The organism is Streptomyces sp. NPDC033229 (genome assembly GCF_055576875.1).
Map to the genome: position 1 here is coordinate 72,951 of NZ_JBVIQR010000026.1, position 18,905 is coordinate 91,855.

Genomic DNA, 18,905 nt, shown 5'->3' on the forward strand with positions numbered 1-18,905 from the left:
AACAGCAATGGCCGACGAGACTCCCGAGACCCCTGCCTCCCCCGCCCCCGCCCCCGTGATCCCGGAGGTGACGCCCGAGGGCGCGCCCGCTCCCCTGGAGGGCGTGGGGATGCGCGTCGAGCCCGTCGGGCTCGAGACGGAGATGCAGCGCTCGTACCTCGACTACGCGATGAGCGTGATCGTCTCGCGTGCGCTCCCCGATGTGCGGGACGGCCTCAAGCCGGTCCACCGCCGGGTGCTCTACGCGATGTACGACGGCGGCTACCGGCCCGAGAAGGGCTTCTACAAGTGCGCCCGCGTCGTCGGTGACGTCATGGGTACGTACCACCCGCACGGCGACTCCTCGATCTACGACGCCCTCGTGCGCCTCGCCCAGCACTGGTCGATGCGCATGCCGCTGGTGGACTCGAACGGCAACTTCGGTTCTCCGGGCAACGACCCGGCCGCCGCCATGCGGTACACCGAGTGCAAGATGATGCCGCTGTCGATGGAGATGCTCCGGGACATCGACGAGGAGACCGTCGACTTCCAGGACAACTACGACGGCCGCAACCAGGAGCCGACGGTCCTGCCGGCCCGCTTCCCGAACCTGCTGATCAACGGCTCGGCGGGCATCGCGGTCGGCATGGCCACCAACATCCCGCCGCACAACCTGCGCGAGGTGGCCGAGGGCGCCCAGTGGTTCCTGGCGAACCCCGAGGCGAGCTCCGAGGAGCTGCTCGAGGCGCTCATCGAGCGGATCAAGGGCCCCGACTTCCCGACCGGCGCCCTCGTGGTCGGCCGCAAGGGCATCGAGGAGGCCTACCGCACCGGCCGTGGCTCGATCACCATGCGCGCGGTCGTCGCCGTCGAGGAGATCCAGGGCCGCCAGTGCCTGGTCGTCACCGAGCTGCCCTACCAGGTCAACCCGGACAACCTCGCGCAGAAGATCGCCGACCTGGTGAAGGACGGCAAGGTCGGCGGCATCGCCGACGTCCGCGACGAGACCTCCTCCCGTACGGGCCAGCGCCTGGTCGTCGTGCTCAAGCGCGACGCCGTCGCCAAGGTCGTGCTCAACAACCTCTACAAGCACACCGACCTCCAGACGAACTTCGGCGCGAACATGCTGGCGCTCGTCGACGGGGTGCCGCGCACCCTCTCGATCGACGCCTTCATCCGCAACTGGGTCACCCACCAGGTCGAGGTCATCGTCCGGCGCACCCGCTTCCGGCTGCGCAAGGCCGAGGAGCGCGCCCACATCCTGCGCGGTCTGCTCAAGGCGCTCGACGCGATCGACGAGGTCATCGCGCTGATCCGACGCAGCAACACGGTCGAGATCGCGCGTGAGGGCCTGATGGGCCTGCTGGAGATCGACGAGATCCAGGCGAACGCGATCCTGGAGATGCAGCTGCGCCGGCTGGCGGCCCTGGAGCACCAGAAGATCACCGCCGAGCACGACGAGCTCCAGGCGAAGATCAACGAGTACAACGCGATCCTCGCCTCGCCCGAGCGGCAGCGGATGATCATCAGCGAGGAACTCAACGCGATCGTCGAGAAGTTCGGCGACGACCGGCGCTCCAAGCTGATCCCCTTCGACGGCGACATGTCCATCGAGGACCTGATCGCCGAGGAGGACATCGTCGTCACCATCACCAACGGTGGCTACGTCAAGCGCACCAAGACCGAGGACTACCGCTCGCAGAAGCGCGGCGGCAAGGGCGTCCGGGGCACGAAGCTGAAGCAGGACGACATCGTCGACCACTTCTTCGTCTCCACCACGCACCACTGGTTGCTCTTCTTCACCAACAAGGGCCGGGTCTACCGCGCCAAGGCGTACGAGCTGCCGGACGCCGGCCGGGACGCGCGCGGTCAGCACGTGGCGAACCTGCTGGCCTTCCAGCCGGACGAGAAGATCGCCCAGATCCTCGCCGTCCGCGACTACGACGTCGCGCCGTACCTGGTGCTGGCCACCAAGTCCGGTCTGGTGAAGAAGACCCCGCTCAAGGACTATGACTCGCCCCGCTCCGGCGGTGTCATCGCGATCAACCTCCGCGAGACGGACAGCGGTGCCGAGGACGAGCTGATCGGCGCGGAGCTGGTCTCGGCCGAGGACGATCTGCTGCTGGTCAGCAAGAAGGCCCAGTCGATCCGGTTCACCGCCACGGACGAGGCGCTCCGCCCGATGGGCCGTGCCACCTCCGGCGTCAAGGGCATGAGCTTCCGCGAGGGTGACGAGCTGCTCTCGATGAACGTCGTCCGAGCCGGTACTTTCGTCTTCACCGCCACCGACGGTGGATACGCGAAGCGGACGAACGTCGACGAGTACCGCGTTCAGGGTCGAGGTGGCCTCGGTATCAAGGCCGCCAAGATCGTGGAGGATCGTGGCTCGCTGGTCGGTGCCCTGGTGGTCGAGGAGACCGACGAGATCCTGGCCATCACGCTCGGGGGCGGTGTCATCCGCACCCGGGTCAACGAGGTCAGGGAAACGGGCCGTGACACCATGGGCGTCCAGCTGATCAACTTGGGCAAGCGCGATGCCGTCGTGGGTATCGCCAGGAACGCCGAGGCCGGTCGCGAGGCTGAAGAGGTCGAAGAGTTGGCCGACGCAGCCGCAGGCGACGGGCCCGAGGTGGCCGAGGGCACGGAGCCCCCGGCCGAGGACACCGAGGAGTAATTCGTGAGTCGAGCCACGGGCGCCGCGGCAGGCGGTGCGGGTGCCAAGCGGCGCAGTCCCGCCGGACCCGCAACCGATAAAGCCGGCGCCCGTGGCTCCGGCGTTTCCGCGGAAACTTCCGGGGCCAAGGGCGGGGCCGCCCCTGCCAAGGGTGCGGACACCGCCCCCGAGGACGCGAGCACGGCGGCGAAGGACGCGAGCACGGCGGCCAAGAGCGCCGACGCTGCGGCCAAGTCCGCTGATGCCGCGGCCAAGGGTGCCGACGCCGCCCCCAAGAGTGTCGAAACGGCCGCCAAGGGCGGGGAGACACCTGCTGCCAAGGGCGGCACCATCGCCGAGGCCGAGGGGGGCCCTGTGACGGACACCAAGGAGCCGAAGCCCTACCACCCGCCGAAGGCCTACGAGCCTCCGGCGGAGCGTTCCGCTTCTGCTTCCGCTTCTGCCCCGGGCGCCTCCGCGGGCTCCGAAGGGGCCTCGTCGGCTCCCCAGGGCTCCGCTTCCCGGGGGCCTGCCCCCAAGAGCGCCGCCAAGGCCGCCAAGAACCCCGCCAAGGCCGCTGTGAAGGCCGAGCGGCCCGCCGGGCCGCAGCCCGGCGCCTCGGTGCCGCAGCAGCGCTCCGCGCCCCGTCCGGCGCCGCGTACGCGCAAGGCACGGCTGCGGGTGGCCAGGGCCGATCCGTGGTCGGTGATGAAGGTCAGCTTCCTGCTGTCGATCGCGCTGGGCATCTGCACGATCGTCGCGGCCGGGGTGCTGTGGGGCGTCATGGACGCCATGGGCGTCTTCTCGGCTGTCGGCGGCACGATCAGCGACGCCACGGACTCCAGCGAGGGCGGCGGCTTCGACCTCCAGTCCTTCCTGTCGCTGCCGCGCGTCCTGCTCTTCACCTCCGTGATCGCGGTCATCAACGTGGTGCTGGCGACCGCTCTGGCGACGCTGGGCGCCTTTATCTACAACCTCTCCGCCGGCTTCGTCGGCGGCGTGGAGCTGACGCTCGCCGACGACGAATAGCGTCGACCCGGACCTGGGCCCGGCCGATTTTGGGACTGGGCCCAAGGTGCGCTAATCTTTCGGTGCAGCGCGGGGCTATAGCTCAGACGGTTAGAGCGCTTCCCTGATAAGGAAGAGGCCACAGGTTCAAGTCCTGTTAGCCCCACCGGCACGATCGGCCCGGACGGAGAATTCTCCGCCCGGGCCGATCTGTTTTCCCCGAGGGGGAGTTGGGGCCGTCCGGCCGTGGTGCCGGGGATGGTGTTTCAGGTCACAACGGACCCGGCAAGGCTCCGGCACAGGTAACCGATCGGTATCGGCCGGTGTGTATCATCGGCCCCCAGAGGTCCCCTTACGTCAAGGAAAGACGAGGTCGCGCGGTGAAGAAGCTGCTCCTGGTCGCACTGGCCGCCATCGGCGGACTCCTCGTGTACCGCCAGATCCAGGCGGATCGCGCCGAGCAGGATCTGTGGACGGAGGCGACCGACTCCGTGCCCGCAGGTTCGGGTGTGTGAGACAAACGAGTCCTCAACGGGGCCCGGCCGCATCAGCGGCCGGGCCCCGTTGTCTTTCACCGCCTGCCCCGTGACGCGCGTCCGTGTCCGCGTGACGTTCGCGTGGCACGCGAACGTCTTCCCGCGACCTTTCCCGCGACGCGCGTCCGCGCGGCCTTCCCGCGTCGTGCCAGGTATTCGCTAGCGCAAATAAAATGATTGCGAAAGTGAATCAGCTGACGGCGAGCGCCCAGATGCCGACCGCCAGACAGAGCAGCGCGAAGACCACCACCGGGACCGCCACCTTCGGGGGCGGTCCCGCTCGCCTGGGCCGCCCCGGCGGGGGCGCGGGGGCGGCCCAGGCGACCCGGGTGCCGGAAGGCTGGGGAACGGGCCGTGGGATCGGCTGCGGGGCGGTGTAGGGCCTGGTGGGGGGATAGGCGGGCTGAGGGGGCGCCAGGACCGCGGGCCGCGGCTCCGAACGGGGCTGCGGCGGGGATGTCGCACCGGGCTCCGAGCCGGCCTTCGCACCGGATTCCGGATCGGGCTCCGCAGGGGCTTCCCCGTCCGCGTCGGGTGCCGGATCCTCCACCGGGCAGGGCCCGTTCGGGCCGAAGCCCGGCGGCAGCGGGCCGAGCTGGTCGAAGACCTCGATGGGCTCCTCGTCCGGGGCGGGCTCGGGGAGCAGCTCCACGGCGGCCGCGAGGGCCTTCCGGGCCCCCGTGGCCGTACGGAAGCGCGCGTACGGATCGGGTTGCAGCAGATTCGCGACCACCTGCCAGAGCGGCTCCGGCACGTCCTCGGGCGCGTTCGGCGTGCCGTGCTCGGTGAAGCGGCGTACGAGCGCCTCGGCATCGGGTTTGCGGCCGGTGATGAGATACAGGGTCACCAGGCCGACGGCGAAGAGGTCGGCGGGGAAATCCGGTTCCTCGCCCAGCATTTGCTCCGGGGCGAAGTAACCGGGCGTGCCCATCACATAGTTGGTGTCCGTCAGTCGCGGCTCGCCCTTGCGCATGGCGATCCCGAAATCGGAGAGCCGCAAATGCGGACGTCCCGTCCCGGTGGCCTCCAGGAGGATATTGGCCGGTTTGATGTCCCGGTGCACCACGCCCTCCGCGTGCACCGCCGTGAGCCCGGACAGCAATTGGTCGAGCAGTACGCAGACGAACCGCGGCGGCAACGGCCCGTAGTCACCGATGAGATGGGCGAGCGAGCCACCGCTCACCACGTCCATGGTGAACAGCACCTTGTCGTCGTCCGCCGCCCAGCTCATCGGCGCCAGCACATGGGGATGGTCGATCCGCAGCGCCTGCTCCCGGACGAATCTCAGCAGCGTGTGGGCGTCGCTCTGCTGGAGCACCTTCGCCGCCACATACCGCCGTCGGCGCTGGTCCCACGCCCGCCACACGGCCCCCACGCCGCCGCGTCCGATCGGGTCCACCAGCTCGTACCGACCGGCGAAGACCTCACCCATCGCGCCGCTTCGCCCCCGCCCCAGCCCCGCTCGGTCCCACCGCCGGCACGGTCAGCTCTGGTGCGCCTCGTAGTGTGCGACGGCTTCGGCGGTCCGTCCCGCGCCGTAGACGCGGAGGAACTCGGCGAGTTCGGGGTGGGTAGGGGCGAGCGTTCCGGCGGCGTCGATGATGTCCCCGGCGCCGGCCACGGACCGCAGCAGCGACTGGATCTCGCGCACCACCCGGCGGACGGTCGGCGCACCGCTGCTGGCCGTCGTCTGGGTGGAGTTGAGGACCGATCCGCCGGAGGTCTTCTTGACCTCCTCCATGCGTTCCGCGGCCTCGGCGGCGCTCACGCTGCCGTCCGCCACCTGGCTGGAGAGCTCCTGGAGCGCCTGTACCCGTTGGACCACCGCCGGGTTGCCGATCTTCGCCCGCTGACCGCTCATCAGCTGCGAGAGCATGGGCGCGGACAGGCCGAGGACGGAGGCGAGACGGGCCTGGTTCAGGCCGAGATCGTCGATGAGACGGCGGAAGAGCGCCCCCAAAGGCTCCCCGTACCAGCTGCGCTGTAGCTCCCGTGCACGGGCGGTGGCTTCCTGCTGTGCTGCGTCCATCTGCGCTCTCCCCTTCGCTTCGCTGCCGCGAATCTTGCGGTGCATCCTACGGAGAGCGGTAGGCCCCGGCGATACCCGGTCGGGAAAGAGCGCCGGTACCGGGTATCCTGATCGGCGAAGGGGCCTTAGCTCAGTTGGTAGAGCGCCGTCTTTGCATGGCGGATGTCAGGAGTTCGACTCTCCTAGGCTCCACAACCACAAGCCGCGAGGCGGAAGACCATAGAGTCTTCCGCCTCGCGGCTTTTTGTTGACCGCGCGGGCTCAGCCGCCCGTTCGGGCAGGTCAGGCCTGGTCGCCGCGCTCCTCGGACGAGCCGTTGCCCGCTTCGGCCTCGGCCTGCTTGGCCTGCACCTCGGGGTCCAGGACCGCGCCGCTGCCGTCGACGGAGCTCAGCGGGGCACGGTCGGCGACCTCGGTGGGGGCCGGGGGCTCGACCAGCCAGTCGGGGTTGGCCTGCTTGTCCCACCACTTCCATACGGCGAACGCGCCGCCCGCGAGCAGCCCGAGCACCGCGAGTCGCTTGGCCGCCCGGCCCATCCGGCAGCGCCGGTCGCGCCGCCTCACGAGCCGCTCGACCTCGGCCGCCGTCACCTGGCCGCGCAGCGCGGCGAGGGTGGCCGCACCCCGGGAGACGGCCTCTTCCCGGACCGGCTCGGCGGCGGCGCGGGCGCGAACGGCGGCCTGGTCCACCTTCGGCGGGAGGGAGCCACGGGCATGTTCGAGCCGCGGTGCGAGGTGGGCGTGGTACTGCTCACCGGCGCTGATCCTGGCCTGCCGGGCGGCGGCCTCCATCTTCGGCGCGAGCTGGGCACGAGCTTCGTGCGCGAAGTGCACGGCCGCGTCCTTGGCCGTGCCGGCGTAGGGCGCCACCACCTCCGCGGCGTGCCGCACGCTGTCCTTCGCCGTGCTGGTCGCGGCGAGCACGCTGTCCTTGCGGGTCACGAGAACCTCCTCCTCGGTGGCGTACGGTTTTTCGCCTTTCCACCCAGTGGAAAATCATGCCTGGACGTGTGCGGTCCGGCATGTGAGGGCGGGCATTCGGGTCATGGGGGAGCTTCGTTCGACAATGCCACCTTTTACCGCCGCGCGCGGCGGTTTGGTCGCTACTCGTCGCGATCCCGTCCGTGCGAGGATCGGTGGCTGTCAGCGAAGCCTATGGAAGGTAGATCGTGGCCGAGCAGCTCTACGCCACCCTGAAGACCAACAACGGGGACATCGAGGTGAGGCTCCTGCCGAACCACGCCCCGAAGACGGTCAAGAACTTCGTCGAGCTCGCCCAGGGCGAGCGTGAGTGGGTGAACCCGGCGACGGGTCAGAAGACCACGGACAAGCTGTACGACGGCACCGTCTTCCACCGGGTCATCGAGGGCTTCATGATCCAGGGCGGCGACCCGCTCGGCAACGGCACCGGTGGCCCCGGCTACAAGTTCGCCGACGAGTTCCACCCGGACCTGGCCTTCACCAAGCCGTACCTGCTGGCCATGGCCAACGCGGGCCCGGGCACCAACGGCTCGCAGTTCTTCATCACCGTCTCGCCCACCACGTGGCTGACCGGCAAGCACACCATCTTCGGCGAGGTCGTGGGCGACGCCAGCAAGAAGGTCGTGGACGCGATCGCCACCGCCCAGACCAACCCGCGCACCGACCGCCCGGTCAACGACGTCGTCATCGAGTCGGTCGTGATCGAGACCCGATAGGGCCGGCCCGCGAAGATCCGCCGGGACGGGCCCGGGCCCGTCACGACGGTGCGCTCCCGTACGGGAACCCCGTGTCCCGCCCGTCCGTATGACGGGCGGGACCGCGTCTCGCATACCGGTCCGCCGACCGGGGCAAGGGGAGAGCATGAACGACCAGGTTGTCGGTTGTTACCGGCATCCGGACCGGGCGACCGGTATCCGCTGCACCCGCTGTGAGCGGCCGATCTGTCCGGATTGCATGGTCAGCGCCTCGGTGGGGTTCCAGTGCCCGGAGTGCGTGGCCGACGGTTCCGGCACCGGCCACCACCCGGGGGCGACGACGCCGCGCACGATCGCCGGCGGCACCCACGTCGCGGATCCGCGCCTGGTGACCAAGATCCTGCTGGGGATGAACGTCGCCCTGTGGCTTGTGGTGTTGGCCGTCGGGGACCGGGTCGTCGACGACCTGGAGCTCTTCGGCCGGGCGGCGCTCACGCCCTTCACCCCGCTGGAAGGGGTCGCCGAGGGGCAGTGGTACCGCCTGCTGACGGCGACGTTCCTGCACCAGGAACCGATGCACATCGCCTTCAACATGCTCTCGCTGTGGTTCCTCGGTCCGCCGCTGGAGGCCGCGCTCGGCCGGGTCCGCTATCTGGCGCTGTATGTGCTGTCCGGTCTGGGCGGCAGCGCGCTGGCCTATTTCGTCGCCGCGCCGAACCAGCCCTCGCTCGGCGCTTCCGGTGCGATCTTCGGCCTGCTGGGCGCGACGGCCGTGCTGCTGCGGCGGCTGAACTACGACATGCGCCCGGTCGTCGCGCTGCTGGTGCTCAATCTGATCTTCACGTTCACCTGGTCGAACATCTCCTGGGAGGCGCATGTCGGCGGCCTGGTGGTGGGCACGGCGGTGGCCTTCGGCCTGGTGCACGCCCCCCGGGACAAACGGGCGCTGGTGCAGTACGCGACCTGTGGAGCGGCGCTACTGGTGATCGTCGCGGCGGTGGCGGTACGGACGCTCCAGCTCGCGGGCTGAGGGGTGGCCCGCCCCACTGGCGCGGGCCGTGGCCTCACAGATGAGCGACGGTTGTCCACAGCGAGCGCCGGATCTTGTGCACGATGTGGGGAACGCGTGTTCCCGGCTGCTCCGAGCCGTGTTTCCGCTGGAAGACGCCGGTGCGACGCCGATACGCAGTGCTTGCGATCAGTCACACCGGCGTCAACGCCAGGGAAGTTATCCACAGATCTTCTGAGTTTTTCCCCACTGTGGACGAGGGTGTGGATAACTCGCTGGAAGGCTCAGGGGAGGGCTTGCGCGAGGGCGTCCCGAAGGGTCACGCCCCGGGCTCCCCGGAGCGCCGTTCCGGCCGCCGCTTCCCCCTGGCGGAGCCGCGCTGCTTCCTCCGCGCGGAGCCCCGCTACTTCCACTGCGTGGAGACCACGAACCCCGCCGCGATGAAACCGAAGCCCACCACGATGTTCCAGTTGCGCAGCGACTCCACCGGCATATCGCCGCTCGTCACGTAGAAGAGCACGATCCAGGCCAGTCCGATCAGGAACATGGCCAGCATCAGAGGGGCCACCCAGCCGCGTCCGCTGGTGCCCAGCTTCAGATTCTGTGTCTTCACCGGCGGTGGAGTGAAGTCGTCCTTCTTGCGGATCCGTGACTTCGGCACGAGGAACTCTCCTGTCGATGCGCTGCGTAACCGCGCTGGGGATACAAGGCTGGCTGCCGGGGCGGGAGCGACGGGAGCTCTTCGTTCCCCCGGGCGTCCGTTAGCGTAGTGCTTCCGCGGCGTCGGAGAGGATAAGGGTACGTTGAGTAATTCTGCGGACTCCACCAGCACGCCTTCCCGGCGTTTCCGGCCGGTGCGGCTGCTGACCGCCGGAGTCTTCGCGCTCGCCGGTCTTCTCTTCTTCACGAGCTTCAATACGGCCCGCGGCACCGACATCCGCACCGACGACTCGATGTTGCGGCTCTCGGACCTCATCCAGGAACGCAGCCGCAAGAACGCCGACCTCGACGACAGCGCCGCGGGCATGCGTTCCAAGGTCGACGCCCTCGCCCGCCGCGACAACGGCAACACCGCCGCCCAGGACAAGAAACTCAATGCCCTGGAGCGGTCCGCCGGCACCACCGAGCTCAGCGGTACGGGCCTGACGGTGACGCTCACCGACGCGCCGCCCAACGCCACGGCCCGGATCCCCGGCATTCCCCAGCCCCAGCCCAACGACCTGGTGATCCATCAGCAGGACCTGCAGGCCGTCGTCAACGCCCTGTGGCGCGGTGGTGCCAAGGGCATCGAGGTCATGGACCAGCGGCTGATCTCCACCAGCGCGGTCCGCTGCGTCGGCAACACCCTCATCCTCCAGGGCCGCGTCTACTCCCCGCCGTACAAGGTGACGGCCGTCGGCGACCGCGGTCTGCTGCGCAAGGCGCTCGACACCTCCCCCACGATCCAGAACTACCTCCAGTACGTGAACGCCTACGGGCTCGGCTGGAAAGTCGACCAGCGCGACGCGGTGACTCTTCCCGGCTACTCGGGCACAGTGGATCTCCACTACGCGAAGCCCATGGGGTGACCCGGGAGGGGGTCGGCCGGTGAAGTTACGCCTGGTCGTCCGCACGCTCAGCGAGCTCTGCGTCACCGTCGGCACGGTGATCGTCCTGTTCGTCGTCTACGTCCTGTACTGGACCGGTGTCCGAGCCGACCGCGCCATGAACGACGAGATCGGCCGGCTCCAGGACGCGTGGTCCACGGGGCCGGTCGCCGCGCCCGGGGGCCGGTCCGCCGCCGGAGCGTCGCGGCCGACGGCGAAGGCCCACCCGCCCGGCGCGTCCTTCGCCGTCATGTACGTCCCGCGCTTCGGTACCGGCTGGGCCAAGCCCGTCCTGGAGGGCACCGGGCCCGAGCTGCTCAAGAGGGGCCTCGGGCACTACACCGGCACCGCGCGCCTGGGCGCGACGGGCAACTTCGCCGTCGCCGGCCACCGCCGCACCCACGGCGACCCCTTCAAGGACGTCCCCCGGCTGCGGCCCGGCGACGCGGTGGTGCTCAACGACGGGACCACCTGGTTCACCTATCGCGTCGACCGCCCCCCGTACCGCACCCGGCCCGACGACCTCGGCGTCATCGACCCGGTCCCGGCGAAGGCCGGCTACCGCGGACCGGGCCGCTATCTGACCCTCACCACCTGTGAACCCGAGTGGGGGCACAGCCACCGGCTGATCGTCTGGGCGCACTTGGACGCCACCTCGTCCGTGGCCGACGGCAGGCCGACGGCTTTGTCCGGCTGACCACCCACCGGCCGTGCCGCCCTTTAGTCTGGTGCTGCAATCGACCGGTCAACGGCAAGTAGGGACAGCATGTACGTCTGGATCTGGCGTCATCTGCCGGGCAACGCATGGGTGCGGGCGCTGATCTCGCTGCTGCTCGTGCTGGCGATCGTGTACGTCCTCTTCCAGTACGTCTTCCCCTGGGCGGAACCGCTGCTGCCGTTCAACGACGTGACGGTCGACAACGGAATGGCGGTGAACCGATGAGCGCGCGCATCCTCGTCGTGGACAACTACGACAGCTTCGTCTTCAACCTCGTCCAGTACCTCTATCAACTGGGCGCCGAATGCGAGGTGCTGCGCAACGACGAGGTCGAGCTGCGCCACGCGCAGGACGGCTTCGACGGGGTGCTGCTGTCCCCCGGCCCGGGCGCGCCGGAGCAGGCGGGCGTCTGCATCGACATGGTGCGGCACTGCGCGGAGACCGGGGTGCCGGTCTTCGGCGTGTGCCTGGGGATGCAGTCGATGGCGGTCGCGTACGGCGGGGTGGTCGGCCGGGCCCCCGAGCTGCTGCACGGCAAGACCTCCCTGGTGACCCACGAGGGAACGGGCGTCTTCCGGGGATTGCCGACGCCGTTCACCGCCACCCGCTATCACTCCCTCGCGGTCGAGCGGGAGACCTGGCCGGACGAGCTGGAGATCACCGCTTGGACCGAGAGCGGCGTGGCGATGGGGCTCAGACACCGCGAGCTGCCGGTCGAGGGGGTGCAGTTCCACCCCGAGTCGGTGCTCACCGAGTGGGGGCACCGGATGCTCGCCAACTGGCTCGTCGCCTGTGGTGACGCGGGGGCGGTGGACCGCTCGGCGGGGCTCGCCCCGGTGGTGGGCAAGGCCGGGGCGTGACCTCGCTCCGCCCCGAGCGGGACCCGTGGCTGACGCCACAAGACGCCGAGCAAAGCCCGTGGCTGACGCCACAACAGCATCAGGAGCCCTCCTGGTACCCAGCAAGCCCCATGGGCCCAACGGGGCCCGTAGCGGGCACGGAGGGCCCCGCACGGGCGGTGTCCCAGCCGCTGCCCCCCGAGGACCACGCGACGTTGACCCTGCGCCGGGTCCGGGAGCCGACCGCGGGGCCGCCCACCGGGGGGCGCGCGGAGCGGCGCAAAGCCGCCCAGCGGGCGCAGCGGGCGCGCAAGGACAGCGCCGGGGTGATCGTGAGCCGGCTGACGGGCGAGCTGTTCATCACCGTGGGCGCGCTGATGCTGCTGTTCGTCGCCTACCAGCTGTGGTGGACGAACGTGATCGCCCAGCGCCAGGCGGGCGGAGCCGCGAACAACCTCCAGCACGCCTGGGAGGAGAGCGGCGGCGAGGACCGGGCCGCCGGGGCGTTCTCACCCGGCCAGGGCTTCGCGATCATCTACATTCCGAAGCTGGACGTGAAGGCCCCTGTCGCCGAGGGCACCAGCAAACAGAAGGTGCTGGACCGGGGCATGGTCGGGCACTACGCCACGGGTCCGCTCAAGACCGCGATGCCGTGGGACGCGAAGGGCAACTTCTCGCTCGCCGGACACCGCAACACCCACGGCGAGCCGTTCCGCTACGTCAACCGGCTGCGTCCCGGCGACAAGATCGTCGTGGAGACCAGCAGCACCTTCTACACGTATGAGATGACGAGCCGCCTGGAGCAGACGTCGCCGGCGAACGTCGATGTCATCGCCCCCGTGCCGGTGGGATCGGGCTTCACGGGGCCGGGCCGCTACCTCACTCTCACCACCTGCACTCCGGAATTCACCAGTACGTATCGAATGATCGTCTGGGGCAAGATGGTCGACGAGCGGCCCCGGAGCAAGGGAAGGCCGGACGCCCTCGTCGAGTGAGACAGCAGAGCGAAACGGGGTACGACGCGGTGGCACGGATCGACGACGACGGGCCCGGGCGCCCGGCCCGCCCACGGGGGAGGATCGCCGCCGCCGTCAGCCTCTTCGGTGAACTGCTGATCACGGTGGGCGTGCTGATGGCCCTGTTCGTCGTCTACTCCCTGTGGTGGACGAACGTGCTGGCCGACCGCGAGGCGAAGAAGCAGGGCAACCATGTGCGCGAGAACTGGGCCAAGGGCCCCGGCGCCCTGGACACCAAGGACGGCATCGGCTTTCTGCACGTGCCGTCGATGAACAACGGCGAGGTGCTCGTCAAGAGCGGCACCGGCAGCTCCGTCCTCAACGAGGGCGTGGCCGGTTTCTACCGCGCGCCGGTGAAGTCCGCGATGCCGTGGGACGCGAAGGGCAACTTCACGCTGGCCGCCCACCGGGACGGCCACGGCGCGAAGTTCCACAACATCCACAAGGTCGAGGTCGGCGACGCGGTCGTCTTCGAGACCCGCGACACCTGGTACGTCTACAAGGTCTACTCCGAGCTGAAGGAGACCTCGAAGTACAACGTCGAGGTCCTGGACCCGCTGCCGAAGGAGTCCGGCGCGAAGAAGCCCGGCCGCTTCCTCACCCTGACGACCTGCACGCCCGTCTACACCTCCGACTACCGCTACATCGTCTGGGCGGAGCTGGAGCGGACCGAGAAGGTCGACAGCGAGCGCACCCGCCCCAAGGAATTGCGCTAGCGCCCCACCGACAGCGAGAGGCCCGGCACCCCCAAAGGGTGCCGGGCCTCTCGCGTGAGACGGAAACCGTCAGTGCCGCCGGCCGAAGGGGCCGCCGAAGAGGCCGCCTCCGTTGTCACCACCGGTGCTGCCCGGAGTGCCGGTGGTGCCCGGCGTGCCGGTGTCACCGGGGCCGCCGCCGATGGTGGTGAGGTTGACGGGGGTGTCCTTCGGGACCTGTGTGCCGCCCACCGGGTCGGAGATCATCACCATGGCGTTGTCGTCCTGCGGGCCGGTGATGTTGCCGACCTTCAGACCCGCGTCCGTCAGCGTCTTCTTGACGTCCTTGAGCTTCTGTCCGACCACACCGGGCACGCTGATCTTCTGACCCGCCTTGGCGACGAAGAGGGTGACCGTGGAGTTCGGCTGCGCGGTGGTGTTGCCGTCGGGGCTCTGCCGGACGACGTTGCCGGGCGGCTGGTCCGACTCCTCCTCGTCCTTCGCGACCTTGAAGCCGAGGTCGGTGAGCTGCTTCTTCGCGGCGTCGAAGGGCTGGCCGACGACGGACGGGACGGTCTTGGACGCGGGGGTCGAGGCGACCGAGAGGGTGATCTCGGTGCCCTTCTCGGCCTTCGTGCTGCCCTTGGGGTCCTGGTCGATCACGATGCCGGCGGTCCGGTCGGACTCCACCTGCTTCTGCCGGACCGTGAAGCCCTTGGCCTTGAGCTCCGCCTCGGCCTCTTCGAACTTGGATCCGCGGACATCCGGCACGGAGACCTTCTCCGCGCCCTTGGACAGCACGACCTTGACCTCGGAGCCGCGGTCCACCTTGGCGTTGGCCTTGGGGTTCTGGTCGCAGACCTTGCCCTTGGGCTGGTCGCAGAACGTTTCGCCGTCCTGGGTGACCTTGAAGTCGCCGTTCTCGCCCATCTTCTGGGCGGAGGCCAGCGTCTCGCCGGTCAGCGTCGGCACGGTCACCTGGTCGTTGTTGCCACCGCCGCCGAAGAGCGACTTGCCGATGAAGATCGCTCCGACGAGCACCAGGATGCCCGCGACGACCAACAGGATCGTCGACAGGTTGCTCTTCTTGGCACCGCCGCGACGACCGTCGCGGTCGTCGTAGCCGTAACCGCCGTCGTCGTCGCGCACGGGCGGCAGCATGGAGGTCTGCCCGGCCGGGTCCTGCGGGCGCAGCATCGTGGTCGGCTGGTCGTCGCCGTAGCCGCCGGGGGCGCCGTAGCCACCCGCGGCGTGCGAGGCGGTGGCCGCCACGGGCTGGCCGTCGAGGGCCGCCTCGATGTCGGCGCGCATCTCGTCGGCCGACTGGTAGCGGTAGTCAGGGTCCTTGGTCAGCGCCTTGAGGACGATGGCGTCCATCTCGGGCGTGATCTCGGGGTCGTGGGTGCTCGGCGGGTTCGGCTCTTCCCGGACGTGCTGATAGGCGACCGCCACGGGTGAGTCGCCGACGAACGGGGGCCGGACCGTCAGCAGTTCGTAGAGCAGACAGCCGGTGGAGTACAGGTCGGACCGCGCGTCGACCTGCTCGCCCTTGGCCTGCTCGGGGGAGAGGTACTGGGCGGTGCCGATGACGGCCGCGGTCTGCGTCATGGTCATGCCGGAGTCGCCCATCGCCCGGGCGATGCCGAAGTCCATGACCTTGACCTGGCCGGTGCGCGTCAGCATGACGTTCGCCGGCTTGATGTCGCGGTGGACGATGCCGGCCCGGTGGGAGTACTCGAGCGCCTGGAGGACGCCGATGGTCATCTCCAGCGAGCGCTCGGGCAGCAGCTTCCGGCCGGAGTGCAGCAGCTCGCGCAGTGTGGACCCGTCCACGTACTCCATGACGATGTACGGGATCGAGACCCCGTCGACGTAGTCCTCGCCGGTGTCGTAGACGGCGACGATCGACGGGTGGTTGAGCGAGGCGGCCGACTGTGCCTCACGGCGGAACCGGGCCTGGAAGGACGGGTCCCGGGCGAGGTCCACCCGGAGCGTCTTCACGGCGACGGTGCGGCCGAGCCGGGTGTCGTGGGCGAGATAGACCTCGGCCATGCCACCACGGCCGAGCACCGAGCCCAGCTCGTACCGGCCGCCGAGGCGACGCGGCTCTTCCATAGCTCCAGCCCTTCCGTTTTCCTGACCGCACCGGCGTGGGTCCGGCGGTGTGCTGTCCGGGCATACCGTACCCGGAGCACCGTGCGCCTCTTGGGCGCCACCGTCACCTGATATGCGACCGGTACCGTCACGGAGGCCGGACGGCTACGGAGGTGAGCGGTGTCACTTCTCCGTCTTGAGTACCGCCTCCATGACGCCCTTGGCGACCGGCGCGGCGAGCTTGCCGCCCGCGATGTCGTCACGGGTGGTCTCGGAGCCCTCGATGACGACGGCCACGGCGACCGGCGAGCCGTCCTTCCCCTTGGCGTAGGAGATGAACCACGCGTACGGGTTGCCGCTGTTGTCGACGCCGTGCTGGGCGGTACCGGTCTTGCCGCCGACGGTGACGCCGTCGATCTGGGCGTTGGTTCCGGTGCCCTTCTCGACCACGGTCTCCATGATCGACTGGAGCTTCTGCGCGTTCTCGGAGCTGAGCGGCTGGTTCAGCTGCTTCGGCTGGTGCGTCTCGATCACATTGAGGTTCGGGGCGCGCAGCTTGTCGACCATGTACGGCTCCATGAGCTTGCCGTTGTTGGCGACCGCGGCGGCGACCATGGCCATCTGCAGCGGCGTGGCGCGGTTGGAGGCCTGGCCGATGCCCGCCATGGCGTTCTGCGGGCGGTTGTCCTTGGGGTAGACGCTTTCGGCGGCGCGGACGGGCGTGTCGAGCTTCGGGTTGTTGAAGCCGAACTTCTCCGCCTGGTCCATCATCTTCTTGTTGCCGAGGTCGGCGCTGACCTTGCCGAAGACCGTGTTGCAGGAGTACTGGAGGGCGACCCGCAGCGAGGCTTCCTTGCAGGGGATGTTGCCCTCGTTCTGGAGCTGCACCCGGGTGTCCGGCAGCGTCCAGGGCAGCGGCGAGTCGGTCTTGGAGTCGACGTCCTTGTACAGACCGTTCTGCAGCGCGGCCGCGGCCGTGACGACCTTGAAGGTGGAGCCCGGCGGGTAGGTCTGCTTGAGCGCCCGGTTCAGCATCGGCTGGTTCTTGTCGCTCGTCAGCTCCTTCCACGCCTTCTCGTCGTCGCTGCCCGCGATGCGCGAGGGGTCGTACGAGGGCGTGGAAGCGAGGGCGAGGATCTTGCCGGTGCGCGGGTCGAGCGCGGCGACGGCACCACGCTTGTCGCCCAGGCCCTTGAAGGCGGCCTCCTGGGCCTTGGCGTTCAGGGTGGTGATCACGTCACCGCCCTTCTTGCCCTTGCCGGTGATCATGTCGACCGTGCGGTTGAAGAACAGCCGGTCGTCGTCGCCGGTCAGCACCGGGTCGTCGAGCTTCTCCAGTTGGTTCGCGCCGTAGACCTGCGAGGCGTAGCCCGTGACCGGCGCCCACATCTCGCCGTTCTTGTACGTGCGCTTGTACTTGAAGTCGGTGTTGTCGGTCTCCTTGGACCCGGTGACCGTCTGGCCGTCGACGATGATGTTGCCGCGCGGCTGGCTGTAGCGGGCGATCAGGACCCGGCGGTTGTTCTCGTGGGTCTTGAGCTCCTCGGCCTGGACGAACTGGATCCAGTTGTCGCGCATCATCAGGGCGAGCACGAGAAGGCCACAGAAGATCGCGATCCGGCGCACGGGCTTGTTCACGGGCGGACCACCTGGGTCATCTCGGCGTCGGGGGACGGTGCGGGCGCCGGGGCCGGGCGGCGCGCGGTGTCGCTGATCTTGACGAGGATGGCGACGAGGGCCCAGTTGGCGAGGACGGACGAACCACCCTGCGCCATGAACGGCATGGTCATACCGGTCAGCGGGATCAGGCCCATGACGCCGCCGGCGACGACGAAGACCTGGATGCCGAAGGCGGCGGACAGACCGCAGGCCAGCAGCTTGCCGAACGGGTCACGAGCGGCGAGGGCGGTGCGCAGACCGCGCTCCACGATCAGCCCGTAGATCAGCAGTATGGCCATGACGCCCGCCAGACCCAGCTCCTCGCCGACGGTGGCGAGGATGAAGTCGGAGTTGGCGGCGAAGCCGATGAGGTCGGAGTGGCCCTGGCCCCAGCCGGTGCCGAAGACGCCACCGGAGCCGAAGGCCATCAGCGCCTGGGCGATCTGGTCGGAGGAGCCGTCCTTGAACGCGTCGAACGGGTGCAGCCAGGCGTCGACGCGCTGCTGGACGTGCGGCTCGAAGGTGTTCACGAAGACCGCGCCGCCGGCCGACATCAGCAGACCGAAGACGATCCAGCTGGTGCGCTCGGTCGCGACGTAGAGCATCACGACGAACATGCCGAAGAACAGCAGCGAGGTGCCGAGGTCGGTCTCGAAGACGAGGATCAGGATGCTGACCGCCCAGACGACCAGGATGGGACCGAGGTCCCGGCCGCGCGGCAGATAGAGCCCCATGAAGCGACGACTGGCCAGGGCCAGGGCGTCACGTTTCACCATGAGATAGCCGGCGAAGAAGATCGCCAAGATGATTTTCGCGAACTCACCCGGCTGCAGCGAGCCCAGACCCGGGATCGTGATCCAGATGCGCGCACCGAACTTCGCGGGGAAGAACATCGGCGCGACGAGCAGGATCAGCGCCACGACCATGGAGATGTAGGTGTAGCGCTGCAGGATGCGGTGGTCCTTGAGGAAGATCAGGACTGCCACGAAGAGAGCGATGCCGAGGGCCGAGAACAGCAGCTGGTTGGGCGCGCTGGGGTGGAAGAACTTCTTCGCCATCAGCCGCGGCGCCTGGTCGAGCCGCCAGATGATGACCAGCCCGATCCCGTTGAGGAGGGTGGCCAGCGGCAGCAGCAGCGGATCGGCGTAGCGGGCGAACTTCCGCACCACCACATGGCCGACACCGGCCAGCAGACCGAGACCGAGGCCGTAGCCGAGCATGCCGGAGGGCATCTCGCCGTCGAGGGCGAGACCGACGTTGGCGTACGCGAAGCACGGGATGAGCACCGAGAAGGCGAGCAGCGCCAGCTCGGTGTTGCGCCGACTCGGCGGGCCCGCGGTGCTGATCGTCGTCGTGTTGGTGGTGCTCGACGACATGGATGGCATGGATGGCATTGATGGCATGGCTT

General features: G+C 69.2%; 18 protein-coding genes and 2 tRNA genes. 13 read left to right on the forward strand and 7 right to left on the reverse strand.

What is annotated here, in order from left to right:
- Positions 1-7: 7 nt before the first annotated feature.
- The 4 genes from gyrA to ACZ53N_RS22775 all read left to right on the forward strand — a co-directional run bounded on the left by gyrA (position 8) and on the right by ACZ53N_RS22775 (position 4,155).
- A complete protein-coding gene (gene gyrA, locus ACZ53N_RS22760) occupies positions 8-2,653 on the forward strand; it encodes a DNA gyrase subunit A (RefSeq protein WP_469142654.1) in 2,646 nt (881 codons plus the stop codon).
- A gap of 330 nt (positions 2,654-2,983) precedes the next feature.
- Positions 2,984-3,661 (forward strand): DUF3566 domain-containing protein, encoded by a 678-nt coding sequence (locus ACZ53N_RS22765; RefSeq protein ID WP_469142690.1) that lies wholly within the window; start codon positions 2,984-2,986, stop codon positions 3,659-3,661.
- 71 nt (positions 3,662-3,732) lie between these two features.
- Positions 3,733-3,806 (forward strand) — tRNA-Ile (locus ACZ53N_RS22770).
- A 214-nt stretch (positions 3,807-4,020) separates the two neighbouring features.
- Positions 4,021-4,155 carry a DLW-39 family protein gene (locus ACZ53N_RS22775; RefSeq protein WP_003958712.1) on the forward strand — a complete coding sequence of 45 codons (135 nt, stop codon included), beginning with the start codon at positions 4,021-4,023 and terminating at the stop codon, positions 4,153-4,155.
- A 211-nt stretch (positions 4,156-4,366) separates the two neighbouring features.
- Here ACZ53N_RS22775 and ACZ53N_RS22780 read toward each other — a convergent pair whose 3' ends face one another.
- The gene (locus ACZ53N_RS22780; RefSeq protein ID WP_469142655.1) at positions 4,367-5,608 is read right to left on the reverse strand and encodes a serine/threonine-protein kinase; all 1,242 of its coding nucleotides are present in this window, start codon (positions 5,606-5,608) and stop codon (positions 4,367-4,369) included.
- Between the two features lie 51 nt (positions 5,609-5,659).
- Positions 5,660-6,205: a helix-turn-helix domain-containing protein gene (locus tag ACZ53N_RS22785; RefSeq protein ID WP_130878594.1), complete on the reverse strand. Its 546-nt coding sequence runs from the start codon at positions 6,203-6,205 to the stop codon at positions 5,660-5,662.
- 119 nt (positions 6,206-6,324) lie between these two features.
- Between ACZ53N_RS22785 and ACZ53N_RS22790 the strand changes: the two genes are divergently transcribed.
- Positions 6,325-6,397 (forward strand) — tRNA-Ala (locus ACZ53N_RS22790).
- Between the two features lie 90 nt (positions 6,398-6,487).
- On the opposite strand, the gene ACZ53N_RS22795 is transcribed toward ACZ53N_RS22790, so the two are convergent.
- Positions 6,488-7,147, reverse strand: coding sequence for a DUF5324 family protein (locus tag ACZ53N_RS22795; RefSeq protein WP_469142656.1), 660 nt, complete (start codon positions 7,145-7,147; stop codon positions 6,488-6,490).
- Between the two features lie 227 nt (positions 7,148-7,374).
- Here ACZ53N_RS22795 and ACZ53N_RS22800 point away from each other — a divergent pair, with 227 nt between their 5' ends.
- Positions 7,375-7,902, forward strand: a complete 528-nt coding sequence (locus tag ACZ53N_RS22800) for a peptidylprolyl isomerase (protein ID WP_469142657.1) — start codon at positions 7,375-7,377, stop codon at positions 7,900-7,902.
- 145 nt (positions 7,903-8,047) lie between these two features.
- Positions 8,048-8,911, forward strand: a complete 864-nt coding sequence (locus tag ACZ53N_RS22805; protein ID WP_469142658.1) for a rhomboid family intramembrane serine protease — start codon at positions 8,048-8,050, stop codon at positions 8,909-8,911.
- Between the two features lie 382 nt (positions 8,912-9,293).
- Here the strand turns inward: ACZ53N_RS22805 and crgA are convergent, their stop codons facing one another.
- Positions 9,294-9,551: a cell division protein CrgA gene (crgA, locus tag ACZ53N_RS22810; protein ID WP_469142659.1), complete on the reverse strand. Its 258-nt coding sequence runs from the start codon at positions 9,549-9,551 to the stop codon at positions 9,294-9,296.
- A gap of 142 nt (positions 9,552-9,693) precedes the next feature.
- On the opposite strand from crgA, the gene ACZ53N_RS22815 reads away from it, so the two are divergent.
- From ACZ53N_RS22815 to ACZ53N_RS22840, 6 genes are all read left to right on the forward strand, one after another.
- Positions 9,694-10,458, forward strand: a complete 765-nt coding sequence (locus ACZ53N_RS22815; protein ID WP_469142660.1) for a DUF881 domain-containing protein — start codon at positions 9,694-9,696, stop codon at positions 10,456-10,458.
- Positions 10,459-10,477: 19 nt separating this feature from the next.
- Positions 10,478-11,173 carry a class E sortase gene (locus tag ACZ53N_RS22820; protein ID WP_469142661.1) on the forward strand — a complete coding sequence of 232 codons (696 nt, stop codon included), beginning with the start codon at positions 10,478-10,480 and terminating at the stop codon, positions 11,171-11,173.
- Positions 11,174-11,242: 69 nt separating this feature from the next.
- Positions 11,243-11,419 carry a hypothetical protein gene (locus ACZ53N_RS22825; protein WP_165451561.1) on the forward strand — a complete coding sequence of 59 codons (177 nt, stop codon included), beginning with the start codon at positions 11,243-11,245 and terminating at the stop codon, positions 11,417-11,419.
- A complete protein-coding gene (locus ACZ53N_RS22830) occupies positions 11,416-12,054 on the forward strand; it encodes an aminodeoxychorismate/anthranilate synthase component II (RefSeq protein WP_356451177.1) in 639 nt (212 codons plus the stop codon). Before ACZ53N_RS22825 ends, ACZ53N_RS22830 begins: the two co-directional genes overlap by 4 nt.
- Positions 12,051-13,028, forward strand: a complete 978-nt coding sequence (locus ACZ53N_RS22835) for a class E sortase (protein WP_469142662.1) — start codon at positions 12,051-12,053, stop codon at positions 13,026-13,028. Before ACZ53N_RS22830 ends, ACZ53N_RS22835 begins: the two co-directional genes overlap by 4 nt.
- Before the next feature lie 29 nt (positions 13,029-13,057).
- Positions 13,058-13,765, forward strand: coding sequence for a class E sortase (locus tag ACZ53N_RS22840; RefSeq protein WP_469142691.1), 708 nt, complete (start codon positions 13,058-13,060; stop codon positions 13,763-13,765).
- Positions 13,766-13,834: 69 nt separating this feature from the next.
- Here the strand turns inward: ACZ53N_RS22840 and pknB are convergent, their stop codons facing one another.
- The 3 genes from pknB to ACZ53N_RS22855 all read right to left on the reverse strand — a co-directional run bounded on the left by pknB (position 13,835) and on the right by ACZ53N_RS22855 (position 18,873).
- Positions 13,835-15,859, reverse strand: coding sequence for a Stk1 family PASTA domain-containing Ser/Thr kinase (gene pknB / locus ACZ53N_RS22845; protein WP_469142663.1), 2,025 nt, complete (start codon positions 15,857-15,859; stop codon positions 13,835-13,837).
- Positions 15,860-16,021: 162 nt separating this feature from the next.
- Positions 16,022-17,476, reverse strand: a complete 1,455-nt coding sequence (locus ACZ53N_RS22850) for a peptidoglycan D,D-transpeptidase FtsI family protein (protein ID WP_469142664.1) — start codon at positions 17,474-17,476, stop codon at positions 16,022-16,024.
- Positions 17,473-18,873: an FtsW/RodA/SpoVE family cell cycle protein gene (locus tag ACZ53N_RS22855; RefSeq protein ID WP_130878626.1), complete on the reverse strand. Its 1,401-nt coding sequence runs from the start codon at positions 18,871-18,873 to the stop codon at positions 17,473-17,475. The genes ACZ53N_RS22850 and ACZ53N_RS22855 overlap by 4 nt, the downstream gene beginning before the upstream one ends.
- Positions 18,874-18,905: the final 32 nt, after the last annotated feature.

Bases quoted from the DNA above. Each gene is read 5' to 3' on its own strand.
- gyrA (WP_469142654.1), top strand. From the start codon at position 8: ATGGCCGACGAGACTCCCGAGACCCCTGCCTCCCCCGCCCCCGCCCCC.
- ACZ53N_RS22785 (WP_130878594.1), bottom strand. From the start codon at position 6,205: ATGGACGCAGCACAGCAGGAAGCCACCGCCCGTGCACGGGAGCTACAG.
- ACZ53N_RS22780 (WP_469142655.1), bottom strand. From the start codon at position 5,608: ATGGGTGAGGTCTTCGCCGGTCGGTACGAGCTGGTGGACCCGATCGGA.
- pknB (WP_469142663.1), bottom strand. From the start codon at position 15,859: ATGGAAGAGCCGCGTCGCCTCGGCGGCCGGTACGAGCTGGGCTCGGTG.
- ACZ53N_RS22825 (WP_165451561.1), top strand. From the start codon at position 11,243: ATGTACGTCTGGATCTGGCGTCATCTGCCGGGCAACGCATGGGTGCGG.
- ACZ53N_RS22805 (WP_469142658.1), top strand. From the start codon at position 8,048: ATGAACGACCAGGTTGTCGGTTGTTACCGGCATCCGGACCGGGCGACC.
- ACZ53N_RS22855 (WP_130878626.1), bottom strand. From the start codon at position 18,873: ATGTCGTCGAGCACCACCAACACGACGACGATCAGCACCGCGGGCCCG.
- ACZ53N_RS22830 (WP_356451177.1), top strand. From the start codon at position 11,416: ATGAGCGCGCGCATCCTCGTCGTGGACAACTACGACAGCTTCGTCTTC.